Raw genomic sequence first — 16,485 nt, forward strand, 5'->3', positions numbered from 1 at the left:
AACTTAGGTGGCAGCTGCTGCCTGATTTTCCCGGTACCGGCTTCATAGGGAATATTGAATGCAATGGTAGTGGTAGCAGGAGCGGAAGGGTCAACTGGTTCCAGTATAATATCCCCGCCAAAAAGACCAACCAGGTGTTTGGTGATGGATAAGCCAAGTCCTGTGCCTTCAAACTGTTCCCGTTTTGACACAAACCGGTCGAACATCCTGGTGGCAATTTCCGGGTCTACCACGCCCTGGTTCCTTACCTTGAAAAGGATCTGGTCTTCTTCCTTCGTACAGCTTACATGGATCGTGGAATTGCCGCTGGCAAATTTCACGGCATTCGACAGTATGTTGTTCAGGATCTTGATCAGCAGAAGGCTGTCGCTGTTGATGGGGTGCATCAGCTGCCGGTCGAACCGCAGGTCGATCTTAATCCCCCTCGATGCCGCCAGGTAACTGTTAACCGCTATACAATGAGATACACAGTCCTTTAAACTCACGGATTCTTTCATGATGGAATAGAAATTCCCCGACTCTATCCTCGACATTTCCAGCACATGGTTGATGATATTGCGGGCCAGGTAGCAGGAAGCAAACAGCTGGTTGATTTCCTTCCTTTCGGCAATGGAATATTGGGATTTCCGCAATTCAAACAGCTGGCCAATGGAGAAGATGGCGTTCATGGGCGTCCGTATTTCATGGAATACCTCCCGTAAAAAAACACTTTTCCTTTCAGACGCCTCCCGGTGTTTCTGGGCGGATGCCAGCAGGCTCCTGATCTGCGCCACGTAAGACATCATCACGCTTAATATAAATACCAGCAACGCAACCGTGGTAGACCATCTCATGGTTAAAGACACATCCGGCGAAAGCTGTAACGGCTGGATAAAGTTATAATGTGAATTAGCGACCATCCATGCAGCGAAGATGATGGTAGCTATGATACAGGCCAGCAGGGCCCCGCTCTTCTTATACAGGAAAAAAGCAGAGCTCAGGTGGAATATAATGATGGTATTAAAGGCTAATAATAGTTCCAGGGAAATGCTGGATCCGAGCACGGTAGACCAGTAGGCGATAAAGATAGCGTTGGTGCTCAGCATCAGCAGGTTGGCGTTAAAATACTGCCGTATATGATTTAGCCGGATAACAGCAAAGAAACTAAGTGTTTCCAGGGGAATACCGATCAGGAAAAATACGGAACTTTTAAGATAATAGAAATAGCTGCCAACACCAATTACCAGGACGCTCAGCACAATAGCCATTGCATTAATAATTATGACAGGGCGTTTTTCTTCTGCTTTGCCTATATGCAGTGTGCCGGCCAGGATGGGTTTAATGAGCATGGCCTTAATGGCCGCAGTTGTAGGATAGTTACCAGTTATCATGCAAGGCTATTTAGAGGGTTAGGCGAATGTATCATCTCAGGCATGTAGACTCCATTGGGTTCAGGTAAATCTAAGCAGATATACATCGGAATGAGTTAATCGAATGTTAATATAAGCATATTTTTTCTTCAAAAAAAGATTCTTATATCTGGTAAAACATAAATATGTTAGGGGTACTTCCCTTATTCCTGCACCGTTATCCGGGAAGGCCTTCTCTACGTAAATACCATAAACCGTTCCCTGCTAAAACATTTTTATAGACTTTTGTTATAACGTATCCGATCATCCATACCGGCTGACCCGCATATTACGCTCATTGTCTGAATGTCAACCATTTATCCATTTTGATGCCCTTTATCCCGGCCCCGGCCGGTTTGATTCCGTATGCCGATTTCTTTTCACTTAATAAACACTAAACACATGGACACACAAACCCTTTTCATTCCTGCCCTGGAATTCCCGGTTCCTCCTGCCATTAGCCCGCTCGCAGAAGAAGTACAGGAACACACTTTCAAATGGGCCCATGAATTCCGCCTGGAATCGCCCGAAAAACTCAAACGGTTCAACAAAGGGAAGTTCGGCTGGTATGCTGCCAGGGAGTATCCTGCGGCCAGTTACAAGGAACTATGCCTGGTAGGCGATCTGATCACCTGGCTGTTCACTATCGACGATAAATGCGACCGCTTTTCTTCCGGTACCCTGGAAGGCGCCTGGCTGCGCAATATGCTGAACGGGTTTATCGCCATTATGGAACACCGGGAAAGTACCGTGGAAACACCCCTCAATGATGCCCTGGTCAACATCCGCAACCGCTTCTCTGATCTCAGTTCCCCCTTTCTTTTTTCCCTGTTCTGCAAAGAGATGATATCCTATTTTGAAGAATGCCTGTGGGAAACAGAAATGCAGGAAGGGGATTATAGTCCCACTATCCGGGAATACCTGCAGTGGCGGCCCAAAACAGGGTTCTATATTATGTTTCCCCTGGTGAGTATTTTCGGGAAGATCGACCTGCCGGAAGAAGTGTATGAACATTGGCTGGTGAAGAAGATAGAGCTCCTGCTGAACCTTACGGCCAACCTGGCGAACGACCTGCATTCGCTGGAACGGGAGAGGGAACTGAAAACAAAGGGACTGAACCTGGTACTGATTTATGAGCAGGAACTGAGCATTTCCCTGGAAGAAGCCATTCAGCAGATTTCGGATGAATACCACGGTAATTTGCGGACGCTGGAAGAGCACCGGGCCAGTTTGCCTTTCTGGAGCAAGGAAATCAATGCACAGCTGGATGTGTATATTGAAGGGCTGTACATTGCTATCAAAGCCTATTTCGACTGGGCCCTCATTGATACAGAGCGGTATAAAAGTAAAGTTTAGGCTTTTATAGATTTAGCCGGGAGATGCTTCTTCATTTCAGTATACAGCTCTTCAAAAGAAAATGGCTTGTTAAAAAAGGCGGTGGCGCCCAGTTTTAAAAGCTCTTCGGATTCGTTACTGTATTTGTTGAATGCATCTCCCGATATAACAATAAAAGGCGTCCCGGTAAAGGCAGGGATGGCGCGCAGCGCCAGCAGGAATTCCCGCCCGTTCATGACCGGCATCTGTGAGTCGGTGATAATGATATCGGGTTTTTCCGCCAGGGCGGTTTCCAGCGCTTCTTTACCATCACTGCTCAACAATACGGTAGCGCCGCCTTTGCGAACAAACTTTTCAATCACATACTGGTTCATCTGGTTATCATCTACAACCAATACCTTCAGTCCTTCAAATTCATCTTTCCCGATCTCAAACTTCTTCCCGGCACTGGCAGGCGGATGCGCCGGCCGGTAGGGAATAGCAAATTCAAAAATAGTATGCCCCTCTTCACTGATCACATGAATGCTACCTTCCAGCAGGGTGATGAGCTGCTTGGTGAGGTGCAGGCCGATGCCTGTGCCGGAGGTAATATGATTCCGCTCCGATTCATAGGGAAGAAATAACTTTTCCTGCCGCTCCGGCGTTATCTCTCCCTTATTTTTCACCCGCACGCAAAGCGAAGTTCCATCCAGGTAAACACTGATCAGCACCTCTCCTCCGGCAGGCGAAAATTTTACGGCATTGGAAGTCAGGTTATTGATGATTTTAATCAGCACTATTTCATCACTTTCTATAAACTGTTGCGGCAGCCGGTAGTCCAGCGCCAGGCTAACGCCCTGCAGTACCCCCGTGTACTGGTTCATCGCCATGCACTGCTCTATGCAGTGCCGCAAATGAACGACGCCCATCTTAATATCCATGAATTTACCCGCTTCTATCCGTTTCAGGTCCAGTACGTTATTTACAATGTCTTTCGACAACTGGCCCGCGCCCAGTAGATTTTTCAGGTCCATATCTATTTCCTGTATAACGGGAACATGCTTATTGGCATTCCTGGCAAGGTCCAGCAATTGGGCAATGCCATAAATACTATTCAGTGGCGTTTTCAGCTCGTGAAAGGTTTCCCGTAAAAAAGCGGCGTTGGCAGACAGCACCTTGTTTGACTTGCCCAGGTCGTCCATCAGCCGGATGATCTCGTTCATAAATTCAAAGATCACAAAGAGGATAAAAGTAAGCATCCCGCTGGTGGTACAAAGCCGCATAATATAGGCGGAAGTGGAGCTGAGCTCAATTGGTTTGATAAAACCGAAATAGCTGTTGGCCTGTGTTACCACCAGCAATACCCCTATGGCCAGGAGTAACGGCATTCTTATCTTATGCTGCCTGTATACAAGGAAAGAACCGCATATAAGGAAGATCAGTAAAAAGGCGATCACCACTTCAATAGGAATGGCATTGCCCAGTAAAATTGTCCAGTAGCCGGCAGCTACATAATGGAGTGCAAACATGCCGAGGTTGGCGCTGTTCCGCTTGCCCATTCCATTTAATACAATCACGCCAAACATACCAATGCCCTCCAGTATCAGGGGCAGCAGGATCAGCAGGCTGTGGACCAGCAGGTAGAAAACGCCTCCTAAAATAAAAACCAGCATACCGGTCAGAAAGGCCAGGGAATTGATAATAATGAGTGTACGCTTTTCTGGTTCGGTAACATACCGGGTACCGGCGTTCTTAATAATATTCAAAAGGTACATGCGTCATTTTTGAGGGTAGATGCCGTGTTAAACGTATACATTCTGTTGTGTCTTCTGTAAAGAAATCAGAAACAATATACGAATTACCGGGAACATGCGTAAAACGGGAAACAGCCGGGGACACTCCGGGATATCGCCGTGGCAAACAAGGGGCAAACCGGGGTATGGAACCCGGTTTTTCCCCGGAAAAAGCGCTGGTGCAAAAGTTGCACAGCTTCATAACAGGAACTAAACATCCAATGTTATGAAAGCGCTAACCAACAAAAAGAGCCACACCAATTTCTTTGAAACCATGGCCACAAAGGTGATTGCCGCTACGGGCAGTCCCTGGGCATTTTTTATAGCCCTCGGTGTGATCATTGTATGGGCCGTGAGCGGCCCTGTTTTCGGTTATTCCGACACCTGGCAGCTGGTCATTAATACCGGTACTACCATCATCACTTTCCTGATGGTATTTATTATACAGAAATCGCAGAATAAAGATGCCAAGTCAGTACAGCTGAAGCTCAATGAGCTTATTGCGGCAAACAAGGCAGCCAGCAACCGGTTGATAGACGTAGAGAATTTATCGGAAGAGGAACTGGATGTATTACATAAATACTATTGTGTAATGGTGGAAGAAACAAGGAAAAGAATGAGCATGACAGAATCACACTCGGTGGAAGAAGCCATAGGAGACGCTTTGAGTAAGCATGAGGACGAATTGCGCAAGCGCAAAAAGCCTAAAAATGGAAATAAACAGGAACAATAACCCCGTTGAATATACCGTTGTTTTGGTGTTATTATTGATGATCTCCATAAAAAATAACTTATGTACCATGTCTCTGAAAAACTGCGCATATTTACCTGGCATGTACATGGCAGCTACCTGTACTATCTCTCCCAGGGAAATTATGAATTATATATCCCTGTAAAGGAAAACCGTGAAGAAGGATATTATGGAAGGGGAGAAACATTTCCCTTCGGTGATAATGTGCATGAAATTCCTTTTGAAGAAGTAAAACATTATGCGTTTGATTGTATCCTTTTCCAGTCGGAGAAGAATTACCTCACAGACCAGTTTGAAGTGCTTTCTGCCGCCCAGCAGCGGTTGCCGCGTATTTACCTGGAGCACAATACGCCCCCGAAAGACCCGGTGAACCAGTCGCACGTAGTAGACGACCCCATGGTATTACTGGTGCACGTTACTCACTTCAACAAGCTGATGTGGAATAATAATCGTACCCCCGTTACCGTTATTAGCCACGGCGTTACGGATTCGCCTTATCCCTATTGCGGCGATCTGCCCAGGGGACTGGTTACGATTAACCATCTCAGGCAACGCGGCCGTACCCTTGGCTGGGATATTTATGACCAGGTGAGCAGGAAGGTACCGCTTGAGCTGGCAGGGATGGGCAACCAGGAAGGAGGTGAAGTGCTGCATCCGGATCTTCCTGCCTTTCGCAGCAGGTTCAGGTTTTATTTTCACCCGGTAAGACATACCAGCCTGGCGCTGGCTGTTTGTGAAGCCATGATGCAGGGAATGCCTGTGGTAGCGCTGGCCACTACGGAATTGGTAACAGTGATTAAAGATGGTGAAAACGGGTACATACATACTGATGTAAATTACCTCATAGAAAAAATGCAGCTGCTTTTAAATGATCATGACCATGCCAGGTTGCTGGGAGCAAGAGCAAAGGAAACAGCAGCTACATTGTTTAATATCACCCGGTTTACCAGTGAATGGGAACAGGTGTTTCGCCAGGTAACCAGCACCGACTGGCAACCTGAGGGGCTCTTTTCTGCAGAGCCGGTACTTACAACACATTAACCGGGATGGCAGAAATGTGGCTGGATCAAGTTTCCCCATTACTGCGCACTTAGCCTAATGGCAGGAACCCGGCTGGACAAGCATTTCCCATTATTAAGCACGGTGGTAACACCTGCTTTCTGTACGGGCCAGTAACTGGTCGGCTTTTACCAGCATGCGGTCGAAGTCGTTATGCCGTGTCCAGTCGGTGGTACAATGCAGGTGCGTATTCAGCGGCGCCCAGCGATGGGGCTCTCCATCCATACTGATGATGACGCTGGGAGTGGCAGTGGCGGCAGCAATATGGGATACGCCGGTACAATTGGATACAAGCGCCCTTGATTTTTTTACCAGCACTGCCATACCACCAAGGCTCAGTTCTCCCGCCACATCCAAAGCAGGAAAGCACATGTAGCTTTTTACCGCCAGTGTCAGTTCCTTTTCTTCTATGCTACCGGTGAGCACTATTTTCCATCCCTGCTCCGCAAGGTGATCGGCCATAGCGGCAAAGTAAGGAGGTGGCCACTGCCGCCAGGCTGCGCGGGAACCAGGATGTATACAGATGTAGGTATAATCGTCGCAGGGTAGTTGCAACCTGTGGAAAGACTCCCGGTCGGCGCTGGTCAGCGGAAATTCAAGATGGGTGCCTGCAGAAGGAATGCCCAGTTGCTCCAGCAGGTAAAGATGCCGTTCTATTTCATGCAGATCTTCCGGGTAGGGAACGAATAATCCGTTTTCAGGAACGGCGCCTTTAGGCGTAAAACCGCCGGTACACCTGGCGCCCATCGATTGTACCAGCGGATTTACCAGGGTGCCGTTGCCCTGCATCTGCAGCATAAGATCATACCGGTTGTTTTTCACAGCGCTCATAAATGTGTTGAATGCAGGTGGGTCTGGCGGTTGTTCCGGCAGCCCGGGGTAACCGGGAAATACCATCACTTCATCTATATAATGTGAAAACCGCTGCTGGAAAGTATTGGCCCAGGGCAGCCCGATAAGCGTGATATGCGCATGCGGGAAAGCGGCTCTCAACGCACGGAAGGCCGGGACGGCGCATAACAGGTCGCCCAGCTGTAATGCCCTTAATATGGCAATGCGTTTTATATCGTTGAACATCATGATTTAAAAATTATCTGTAACAGTTGATTAATACTGCTGTGCTCAAGGTCTGCTACCATTTCTGTAATCTGCCCGATACTGTTTTCCGGTATCCTTCCTGCTGCCAGTCTTTTGAATTTTTCTGCTGCATCTTCCCAGGTGAATGGTGTTGTATAGAATCCTTTATAAGTATCTTTTTCCGCTTTAAATATTGTACCATTTTTCATACGGATGGCTACACTGCTTTTCAGCTTGTCGGGATACGCGGCAGTGTACGGATCCAGCAGTCCTGCTACTTTTACAGGTTTGTGCAAAGGAAAACCGGTGTGGCTGTTTACCTTTTGCAACAATTCCTGCACATCTGTGCGGGTGATCCGTTCAGGGGTAAGTTGCGCGGGTGTTACTTCTCCGTCCAGCAATGCCACTGCTATGACGTAGGCCATACTGTGGTCTGCCTGCTCTTTGGTATGCACCAGGGTGCGGTTGCCATATTCGCCGCCGCCAACAATATGGAAGGCGGTAAGAAAGGTGGTTACATCCACCTGTTTGATATCCTCCGCTTTTATATGGTGTTGTTCCCTTAGTTCTACAGCCGCAGCAATAGCGCTTTGCGTGTGTACTTCAGCGTTATAGGTTTTCAGGCAGCAACGGGGGATCAGTTCAAATTTATCTTTGGGCCAGTCGTACTCCAGCTTCATACCATAGATGTCATTGAATCCTTTTTCGGGAATTTCAAATAACTGCACCGGTCCGGTAACGCCTTCCTGCGCCAGCATACAGATGGTCATACAGCCTTCATTTACCAGCGATGACGCCAGTCCTTTCCACTGCGTGGTATACGAGGCGCGGGAGGTGACCAGCGGATGATAGCTGCAGCCTGCAATACCTAACGCATTCATCAACTGATCTGCCGGCAGCTTCAGCAGTTTGCCCATCCCTGCAGTGGCGGAAAATGCCAGCAGGGTGGTATGGTCATGCCCGGTGATCATTACCGGTAATTGTTCTGTGAGCCGGCATTCCATTTCATAAGATAAGGCCATGGCCGCCAGGAATTCATCGCCACTGATCTCCGCTATATGGGCAACAGCCAGCAGGGCGCCTATATTGTCGCTGGGATGGCAGGTAGATTCTTTTGCCAGGAAATTATCCATGAAATCGGGATACCTGATCAGCGTGGTATAATACTGGGCAGCAAAATTAGGCGTCAGCTTCAGGGGAAAATCTGCTCCCTGCGTGCCAGACAACCTGCCGAGCCCCTGCGCCACTTTTTGTGGAAGGGATTCCCGTGTGGAGAACACCAGGGAGGCCAGGCTGTCAAGCAAATGGATTTTCAGTTGTCGGATAATAGCAGGCGGTAAGGAAGAGAACTCAATGCTGTTGGTATATTCCGCCATCATCTGGATCTGCGTATTCATAAGGTTTTTAATCAACGGCAACGACCAGAAACATGCCAGTTGTACTGGTGTAATAGTTGTGGTGGATTTATAAAACCTTTTGTTATGATACAACACTTAAACGCAACGGTGAATGGCCAGGCGTATATGCTGGACATTCAGCCGGATACCTATAACGGCCATTCCGTGTATTACCTGCTGAACAATAATATAGGGGAAATGTTCCATCATGCCGTACCCGACAACCTGATGCTGATGGAAAACGGGGATGGCTTTACCTGCTCGCCACGCCTTACAGAAATGGAAGGAGGATATATTGTACAACAGATATGGGAAGCTATACAACAGCATAAAAGATCCTGACCATTTAATTAGCCCGTACAGAAAATGGATACCTGCGTTGTATCCATTTTTTTTGTGCATACCGCACCAGCGTATTGTAGAGATTAATGCTTGTTGTGTGAATTTTATTCTATCCTATAAGCGCCCCAATGCCCGATCTTGCTATGTATGGCGCCGGCAGGGTGTTTTCTATGGAACCGCTTTACCATACAGGCGTTTAAATCAGGCTCATGAAATCATATGATAGTGCCGCTGAAAACGCTTGCTGATAGCCATTTTTGGCTTGGTGCTATTGTTGTTTTTTAAAAAATGAAGTTCATCAGTTTCTGGACAAAAATTGATTGTATGAAAAGGATAGCATTTATCAGCGAGCATGCTTCCCCGTTAGCAATACTGGGTGGTGTGGACGCCGGCGGCCAAAACGTATATGTGGCGGAACTGGCAAGACAGCTTACACAAAAGGGATATGCTGTAGATATCTTCACGCGCAGGGAGAACCGCGAGTATCCCCGCTGTTTGCAGTGGAGACAGGGAATCAGGATTATTCATGTGGATGCAGGGCCACCGGAAGCGATAGAGAAGGAGAAGCTGTTGCCATACATGGCAGCTTTCCGGGAAGATATGCTGCAGTTTATCAGGGATGAACGGATGGATTACCAGTTGATTCATGCTAACTTCTTTATGTCGGCACTCGTGGCAATGGAAATAAAATGTTTACTGCATATTCCTTATGTGATCACCTTTCATGCGCTGGGGCATATCCGGCAATTGTTCCAGGGAGAGAACGACCGTTTCCCGCCCGAAAGGCTTGTGATTGAAGAACAGGCAATGATGATGGCAGATGGTATTGTAGCCGAATGCCCGCAGGACCGTGAAGATTTGCTGAAGTATTACGATGCGCCGGCCGACAGGATTGCAGTTATTCCCTGTGGCGTTAACCTTGATGAACTGTTTCCCATAGATAAACAACTGGCCCGCATCATGCTGCGGTTGCCAAAAGACGAAAAAATATTGTTACAGCTTGGCCGTATTGTTCCCCGTAAAGGCATCGATAACGTGATACAGGCATTATCAAAGTTAAGCTGCCGCCGGCATCAGAACGTCCGGTTGATCGTAGTGGGAGGAGATGCCAATCCTACCCAGCATAACCACGAGGCCCAGCGGCTGAAGATGCTGGCCAAAGAGCTGGGCGTAACCGCAGGGATACAATTTGCCGGGCATAAGAACCGCGACGAGCTGAAGTATTATTATTCTGCCGCTGATCTTTTTATCACCACACCCTGGTATGAGCCATTTGGTATTACACCATTGGAATCCATGGCCTGTGGCACGCCGGTGATCGGCTCAAATGTAGGAGGTATAAAATACAGTGTAGCCGACGACGTTACAGGCAAGCTGGTGCCTCCCAGAGACCCTGATGCGCTGGCAACTGCTATCAGTGAGTTATTGCATGCACCGGGAAGGATCAATGAAATGGGAGAGCAGGCGGTAAGAAGAGTACGTAAATTATTTACCTGGCAGCAGGTGGCTTCCAGGATGCACAAACTTTATAACGAAGTATTAGCAAGAAGTGCAGGAAGAAGCGAAGCGGCTGCCATAAAACGGGCCGTATGAAAAGAGCAGTATTTATTGACAAAGACGGCACACTTATCAAAGATGAGCCGTACAATGTAAGCCCGGAGAAAATTGTACTGGAGCCCTTTGCGGGAGAATCGCTCCGGCGTTTGCGGCAGGCCGGTTATGTATTGATACTGGTTACCAACCAGGCGGGAGTGGCCAAGGGATATTTCCGTGAAATTATGCTGGTAGGTGTATTTAATCATATCAACAGCCTGCTCCGTGATGAAGGCGCCTGGCTCGATGGTTTTTACTATTGCCCGCATCATCCGCAGGCAACGCTGAAACAATACCGTCAGACCTGCCAGTGCAGGAAGCCTTCGGCCGGTATGATATTGCAGGCTGCAAGGGAGCACCAGGTACACCTGCCATCGTCCTGGATGATCGGGGATATTCTTCATGATATAGAAGCCGGTAACCGTGCAGGTTGCAAAACGGTATTACTGGATAACGGTCATGAAACCATGTGGAAACCCGGTGAATACCGGACTCCTTTGCATAAGGCAGATTCATGGCCGGCTGCAGCGGATATTATTATAGAACATTCAAAGAACCCTGTATATGGATTTACTTATTAGGCAGATGTGCGCAAATGGGAAAAAGCTATCGGTACTGGTGGTGGGCGATCTGTTGCTCGACATATATATGAAAGGAGAAAGCCATCGCCTCTGCCCCGAGGCAACAGCACCGGTGATAGAGGTAAGCAGCCGCGAATATGCTGCCGGTGGCGCTGGCAACACGGCTATAAATCTCGCCGGGCTGGGGATGAAAGTCACCTGCCTGGGCATTACCGGGAACGATCCCGCCGCCAGGCAATTAAAACAACTGTTCAACCGGCATCATATCAGTACCTGTTTCCTTTCACAGGAGCACCGCCGTACTATCTGTAAAACCCGGCTGATGGCGGGTACCCAGCTTATTGCGCGTTATGACACCGGCACGGAAACAGCTATCGGCCCGGAAACGGAAGACAGGGTGATAGAACAACTGGAACGGATATACGCAGATTTTGATGCCGTAGTGCTGGCTGATTACCAGAAAGGATTACTAACGCCCCGCGTTATCGGTGCATTGAAGGGCCTGCAATACCAGCACCGGCCTTTTCTCGCCGTGGATGCAAAAGATCTTACCGCGTACCGGGAGCTGCAACCGGCGCTTGTAAAACCCAACAGTGAAGAGATTGCCCGCTTACTGCAACTGAACCTCAACAAGAGTAACAGGTTGAATGCCCTGCAGCAGGCGGGCGAAAAAATATTCGGCGCAACCGGCGCCCGTATTACTGCGGTTACGCTTGATGAAGCCGGTGCATTGATTTTTGAGGAAGACAGGTTCCTGCTGCATACGCCTGCAAAAAAAGTATTGCACCCACAGGTCTCCGGTGCGGGCGATAGTTATATCAGCGCCTTCACCGCAGCTTCCCTTCACGGGGCCGGTGCTGCCGAAGCTGCTGCAGTAGCCGGTATGGCGGCATCTATCGCTATCAGTAAAAGCACTACGGCCTGTTGTAGTTCAAGGGATCTGCTGGCGGCAGTGGCGCTTGATAGTAAGGTAATAACGGGCACGGATACACTGGAAGCGCTGGGTAACCTGTATCGCAGCAATGGCAGGAAGGTGGTATTTACCAACGGCTGCTTCGACATCCTGCACAGTGGTCATGTGAATTACCTCTGCCGTGCACGCGAGCTGGGCGATGTGCTGATTGTGGGAATTAATACAGACGACAGCATACGCCGCCTGAAGGGCAACGACCGGCCCGTAAATACCCTCGCCGAACGTATGCAGGTATTGTCCGGGCTGGGCGCGGTAACGCACATCATCCCGTTTGGCGACGTTGCGGATGATACGCCGGCGCCCCTGATCAACGCGCTGCGGCCCCAGGTGTTTGTAAAAGGGGGCGACTATTCCCTGGAAGACCTGCCGGAAGCCCGGTTGGTGGAAGAGCTGCATGGAGAAATAGTGCTGCTGCCATTGGTGAAAGGAAGATCTACCACCGCGATTATCCGTAAAATATCTGCCTGGCAATTATCACATCCTGCTTAGATATTATGAATGTACATTGGAAAGATTGTAAGAAAATATTGTGCATCCGCCTGGATAATATGGGCGATCTGTTGATGAGCACACCTGCTTTCAGGGCCTTAAAGGAATCTTTTCACTGCCACCTGGCCTTGCTTACTTCTGCCGCCGCCGCACCGGTAACGGCTGGTATCCCCGAAATAGACCAGGTCATTATTTTTAATGCGCCCTGGGTGAAGCACGATCATGTGGCTACGCCTGAAACCTACAGGGAACTGGTAGAAACCCTGCGGAAAGAACATTTTGATGCAGCGATCATTTTTACCGTATACAGCCAGAACCCATTGCCAACCGCTATGCTGGCTTTTGAAGCCGGTATCCCGCTGCGGCTTGCCTATTGCAGGGAGAATCCCTACCAGTTGCTAAGTCACTGGATCCCGGACGAAGAACCGCTACATGTTATTCACCACCAGGTGGAACGCGACCTCAACCTGGTTGCCCACGCAGGCGCAGAGGTGATCAGCACCAGGTTGTCGCTGCAAACAAATGAAACGCATTGGCCCGGCATCATAAAGAAAATGAGACTCTGCGGAGCCGATCATCTCAGGCCCTGGATCGTTATGCACCCGATGGTACAGGATGCAAAGCGGCAATATAACTTTCATAAATGGGTGGAAATAGGGCGGCAGATCATTGCCCAACACCAATGCCAGCTGCTGATCACCGGCAACACCGGTGAAGAGGCGGATGCGGAAATACTGAAGAACGCTATTGGGGAAGGGGCTGTTAACCTGGCGGGAACATTATCTGTGGCTGAATTTGCCTTGCTGATCCGCAAAAGCCCGCTTGTAATTTCTGTTAACACCGGCACCATTCATATCGCTGCGGCTACCGGTACCCCCGTGGTGGTATTATATGCGCTTACCAATTTGCAGCATACGCCCTGGCGGGTGAGAAACGAGGTATTATATTTTGATGTACCGCCTGCATTGCAGAGCAGGAATGTATTGCTGCAGTATTCTTACCACCAGATCCCCAAACATCAGCTGAAGAAAGCCACGGTGGAAAATGTGCTGAAAGCGGTGAACAAACTGTTGCAACCTGCCGGATCATCTACAGAAAAAAAGCCCGGTATTTAATGCTACCGTAAAAATGCCAGTAAATAGACAATAGTGGAATAAAGGCAGATGTATACAACATCTCCAGCATATGCGATGGCTGCCGGCTGGTATGCATTAAACGCTGTGCAGTGAAATACAGCCAGCCCAGTATCCAGCATCCCAGCAGTAATGCAGCAGCTGTTAAATTGCCCAGTAACAGGCAAATCATAAATGCCACCAGGCTGCCGGTCATAATATAGTATTTGAGCGGCGGCGATTGCCGGATACGGGTTTTATACAGTTGCGGGTATTTCCGGAAAAGCAACGCATTAAATATAGCCTTGCGCTGATCCGCTAAACTGCTTCCCCAGGCGCTTTTGCGCACGGGATGAATGACCCTCGCCACCGGCAGGTACCTGATGGGAATGTTGTGTTTAAGCAGGTTAAATTCCAGGTCGCTGTCTTCCCGCCAGGCCATGGTAAACTGTTCGTCAAACCCGCCGGTAAGTTCCAGCGCAGCTTTTGTGCACGCACAGTTCGCCGTGATAAATTCAGCTTTCGCCAAATGGGAAGTATTATATGCATGATCGGTTATTGCCGGCTCGTCGGGCATAGGTACTATTACTTTACCGGTATAAGCCACCAGGTCCTCATCTTTCCGGTGATGCAGCCAGATGCGGTTCAGCCATTCAGGATCGGGCCGGCAATCGTCGTCAGTAAAGGCGATGATTTTTGCGGCGGCATTTTTCCATCCCTTGTTCCTGGCGGCTGCAGGACCGGCTTTACGCTGCAGGCTAAGATATTTCAGCTGCAACAGGCCGGTGGCTTTCCACGAGTTAACTACTTTTTTGGTGGCCGCATCGGGGCCGTCACTTACTACCAGCACTTCAAACGCTTCCCTGTCGAAGTGTTGCAACGCCAGCGCATGAATGCACTCCATCAGCAGCTGGGGTCTTTGATACGTAGGGATCACTACGGAAATTTTTAAATCTTTTGTCATCGTTATTGTTTTTTTTCAACCAGGAAAGAACCAATTACCAGCGCATCAAAAGGAGAAGACCAGAAACATTCCAGCGCATCCCGGGGCGTGCATACAATGGGTTTGCCCAATGTGTTAAAGGAAGTATTGATCAGCACAGGTACACCGGTCTTCTTTTTAAAAGCCTGTAAAAGCTGGTAATAAGCGGGATGCTGGGCCTCGTTTACGGTTTGGATACGTGCGGTGCCATCCACATGCGTAACGGCCGGAATAAGGGCTTGTTTGTCCTTTCGCACAGGGTATACGAACAACATGTAGGGCGACTGCTTTGCATTTTCAAACCATTCAGCAGCGTCTTCTTCTGTCACTACGGGGGCTACCGGCCGGAAATCTTCCCGGTCTTTCACCTCATTCAGCCGCGCCTGCATCTCTTCATGCAGGGGAGAGGCAAGAATAGAACGGCTTCCCAGCGCCCTGGGCCCGAATTCCATGCGGCCCTGGAACCAGCCGATAATTTTGTCGGCCGCCAGCAGCTCTGCTGTTTCTTCTGCAATATTATTCAGCCTGCGGTAAGGCGTTTTGGTCCATTTCAGGAACTGCTCTATCTCTTCATCCTGGTAAGCTGGCCCCCAATAAGCATGATCCATCACAAAATCTTTTCCCTCCGGGTGCCGCATCCTGGCGTCCAGCCACAGGGCTGCGCCCAGCGCGGTGCCTGCATCTCCGGCGGCCGGCTGTACCCACATGTTTTTGAAGATGCCGGCATCACGGATAGTGGCATTCAATACACAATTCAATGCTACGCCGCCTGCAAAACAAAGGGTGTCGCTTTTCGTTTCCTGTTTCAGCCAGGAAGCAAGGGCCAGCACGCTTTCCTGCAACACCTGCTGCATGGAATGGGCAATGTTGAAATGATGCGGGGTGAAGGGATCATTCTTTTTCCTTTTCGGGCCCAGTATTTCCGCGAGGTCTATATCTTCCACCTGGTACTGCCCGTTGTCTGAAAGGGAAATAATATCCCGCAATGTATTTACAAAAACGGGTTTGCCATAGGATGCCAGCGCCATCACCTTGTATTCATCAGAAGAATGAAGGAATCCAAGATGGGTAGTGATCTTTTCGTATAGGAGTCCCAGTGAGTGCGGCATGTTCACCTGGCTGATCCTTTGCAGGGTATTGCCAAAGCCGTTGCTGAAAGTGGTGGTCGCTCGTTCTCCGCGGCCATCGATGGTCATTACGGCTGCTTCATGATAAGGAGAAGGAAGAAAAGCACTGGCTGCATGGCAGAGGTGGTGATCGATATGATGCCATTGTTCAGGATTACTGTGGGCCTGGTAAAAGCGGGGCTGCAGGTGATGGGGATATCCATCGTTCAGCTGTCCCCTGGCGTTTACAATAGCCTGCAGGAACAATGGGTCCCAGGGTGATTGCCACTTTTCCGCGGTGAGTTTTTCCGCGGGAAACAACGGCAGCTTTATTTCTTCTGTGTTGGCTACTTCCGGTTCCATAAGCTGGTAGGGATCAAAAGAGTAAGCGAAATGATCCACCTCGTTCACATGAATACCGGCGGTGCGTAAACAATAATCGATGGCGTGAAAAGGCAGCTCGTAGGCTGCAAAAGGAATGGGTCTTTTCCCGTGCTTGATGTGCGTGAACCGCTCGTCTTCCACCGC

At 49.1% G+C, this 16,485-nt stretch carries 14 protein-coding genes; 8 read left to right on the plus strand and 6 right to left on the minus strand.

From position 1 onward, the window contains the following. The coding region (locus VIM72_RS31370; RefSeq protein ID WP_332006740.1) for a HAMP domain-containing sensor histidine kinase at positions 1-1,370 on the minus strand (1,370 nt) is incomplete at its 3' end. Positions 1,371-1,790: 420 nt separating this feature from the next. Between VIM72_RS31370 and VIM72_RS31375 the strand changes: the two genes are divergently transcribed. Then, positions 1,791-2,744 (plus strand): terpene synthase family protein, encoded by a 954-nt coding sequence (locus VIM72_RS31375; RefSeq protein ID WP_332006741.1) that lies wholly within the window; start codon positions 1,791-1,793, stop codon positions 2,742-2,744. On the opposite strand, the gene VIM72_RS31380 is transcribed toward VIM72_RS31375, so the two are convergent. Then, entirely contained in the window at positions 2,741-4,468 is a 1,728-nt protein-coding gene (locus VIM72_RS31380) for a hybrid sensor histidine kinase/response regulator (protein WP_332006742.1), read from the minus strand. The two genes, VIM72_RS31375 and VIM72_RS31380, sit on opposite strands and share 4 nt — an antisense overlap. Before the next feature lie 253 nt (positions 4,469-4,721). On the opposite strand from VIM72_RS31380, the gene VIM72_RS31385 reads away from it, so the two are divergent. Both VIM72_RS31385 and VIM72_RS31390 read left to right on the plus strand, forming a co-directional pair. Next, positions 4,722-5,228 carry a low affinity iron permease family protein gene (locus VIM72_RS31385; protein WP_332006743.1) on the plus strand — a complete coding sequence of 169 codons (507 nt, stop codon included), beginning with the start codon at positions 4,722-4,724 and terminating at the stop codon, positions 5,226-5,228. A gap of 60 nt (positions 5,229-5,288) precedes the next feature. Beyond that, positions 5,289-6,287, plus strand: coding sequence for a glycosyltransferase (locus tag VIM72_RS31390; RefSeq protein ID WP_332006744.1), 999 nt, complete (start codon positions 5,289-5,291; stop codon positions 6,285-6,287). Positions 6,288-6,380: 93 nt separating this feature from the next. Here VIM72_RS31390 and VIM72_RS31395 read toward each other — a convergent pair whose 3' ends face one another. After that, positions 6,381-7,385 carry a glycosyltransferase family 9 protein gene (locus VIM72_RS31395; protein WP_332006745.1) on the minus strand — a complete coding sequence of 335 codons (1,005 nt, stop codon included), beginning with the start codon at positions 7,383-7,385 and terminating at the stop codon, positions 6,381-6,383. Then, positions 7,382-8,779: an MmgE/PrpD family protein gene (locus tag VIM72_RS31400; protein WP_332006746.1), complete on the minus strand. Its 1,398-nt coding sequence runs from the start codon at positions 8,777-8,779 to the stop codon at positions 7,382-7,384. The genes VIM72_RS31395 and VIM72_RS31400 overlap by 4 nt, the downstream gene beginning before the upstream one ends. Positions 8,780-8,863: 84 nt before the next feature. On the opposite strand from VIM72_RS31400, the gene VIM72_RS31405 reads away from it, so the two are divergent. From VIM72_RS31405 to VIM72_RS31425, 5 genes are all read left to right on the plus strand, one after another. Further along, on the plus strand, positions 8,864-9,121 hold the full coding sequence (locus VIM72_RS31405) for a hypothetical protein (RefSeq protein ID WP_332006747.1): 258 nt from the start codon (positions 8,864-8,866) through the stop codon (positions 9,119-9,121). A 324-nt stretch (positions 9,122-9,445) separates the two neighbouring features. After that, positions 9,446-10,714: a glycosyltransferase family 1 protein gene (locus tag VIM72_RS31410; RefSeq protein WP_332006748.1), complete on the plus strand. Its 1,269-nt coding sequence runs from the start codon at positions 9,446-9,448 to the stop codon at positions 10,712-10,714. After that, the gene (locus tag VIM72_RS31415) at positions 10,711-11,295 is read left to right on the plus strand and encodes an HAD family hydrolase (protein WP_332006749.1); all 585 of its coding nucleotides are present in this window, start codon (positions 10,711-10,713) and stop codon (positions 11,293-11,295) included. The genes VIM72_RS31410 and VIM72_RS31415 overlap by 4 nt, the downstream gene beginning before the upstream one ends. Continuing rightward, on the plus strand, positions 11,279-12,757 hold the full coding sequence (rfaE2, locus tag VIM72_RS31420) for a D-glycero-beta-D-manno-heptose 1-phosphate adenylyltransferase (protein WP_332006750.1): 1,479 nt from the start codon (positions 11,279-11,281) through the stop codon (positions 12,755-12,757). The genes VIM72_RS31415 and rfaE2 overlap by 17 nt, the downstream gene beginning before the upstream one ends. A 5-nt stretch (positions 12,758-12,762) precedes the next feature. Then, entirely contained in the window at positions 12,763-13,872 is a 1,110-nt protein-coding gene (locus VIM72_RS31425; RefSeq protein ID WP_332006751.1) for a glycosyltransferase family 9 protein, read from the plus strand. On the opposite strand, the gene VIM72_RS31430 is transcribed toward VIM72_RS31425, so the two are convergent. Continuing rightward, positions 13,847-14,833, minus strand: a complete 987-nt coding sequence (locus VIM72_RS31430) for a glycosyltransferase (RefSeq protein ID WP_332006752.1) — start codon at positions 14,831-14,833, stop codon at positions 13,847-13,849. The two genes, VIM72_RS31425 and VIM72_RS31430, sit on opposite strands and share 26 nt — an antisense overlap. 2 nt (positions 14,834-14,835) lie before the next feature. After that, a partial coding sequence (locus VIM72_RS31435) for a carbamoyltransferase family protein (RefSeq protein WP_332006753.1) occupies positions 14,836-16,485 on the minus strand: 1,650 nt, incomplete at its 5' end.

It is taken from the genome of Chitinophaga sp. (assembly GCF_036569185.1).
GTDB lineage: Bacteria > Bacteroidota > Bacteroidia > Chitinophagales > Chitinophagaceae > Chitinophaga.

Excerpts from the sequence above, each read along its gene's own strand:
- VIM72_RS31375 (WP_332006741.1), top strand. The coding sequence starts at position 1,791 with ATGGACACACAAACCCTTTTCATTCCTGCCCTGGAATTCCCGGTTCCT.
- VIM72_RS31385 (WP_332006743.1), top strand. The coding sequence starts at position 4,722 with ATGAAAGCGCTAACCAACAAAAAGAGCCACACCAATTTCTTTGAAACC.
- VIM72_RS31390 (WP_332006744.1), top strand. The coding sequence starts at position 5,289 with ATGTACCATGTCTCTGAAAAACTGCGCATATTTACCTGGCATGTACAT.
- VIM72_RS31395 (WP_332006745.1), bottom strand. The coding sequence starts at position 7,385 with ATGATGTTCAACGATATAAAACGCATTGCCATATTAAGGGCATTACAG.
- VIM72_RS31400 (WP_332006746.1), bottom strand. The coding sequence starts at position 8,779 with ATGAATACGCAGATCCAGATGATGGCGGAATATACCAACAGCATTGAG.
- VIM72_RS31405 (WP_332006747.1), top strand. The coding sequence starts at position 8,864 with ATGATACAACACTTAAACGCAACGGTGAATGGCCAGGCGTATATGCTG.
- VIM72_RS31410 (WP_332006748.1), top strand. The coding sequence starts at position 9,446 with ATGAAAAGGATAGCATTTATCAGCGAGCATGCTTCCCCGTTAGCAATA.
- VIM72_RS31415 (WP_332006749.1), top strand. The coding sequence starts at position 10,711 with ATGAAAAGAGCAGTATTTATTGACAAAGACGGCACACTTATCAAAGAT.
- rfaE2 (WP_332006750.1), top strand. The coding sequence starts at position 11,279 with ATGGATTTACTTATTAGGCAGATGTGCGCAAATGGGAAAAAGCTATCG.
- VIM72_RS31425 (WP_332006751.1), top strand. The coding sequence starts at position 12,763 with ATGAATGTACATTGGAAAGATTGTAAGAAAATATTGTGCATCCGCCTG.
- VIM72_RS31430 (WP_332006752.1), bottom strand. The coding sequence starts at position 14,833 with ATGACAAAAGATTTAAAAATTTCCGTAGTGATCCCTACGTATCAAAGA.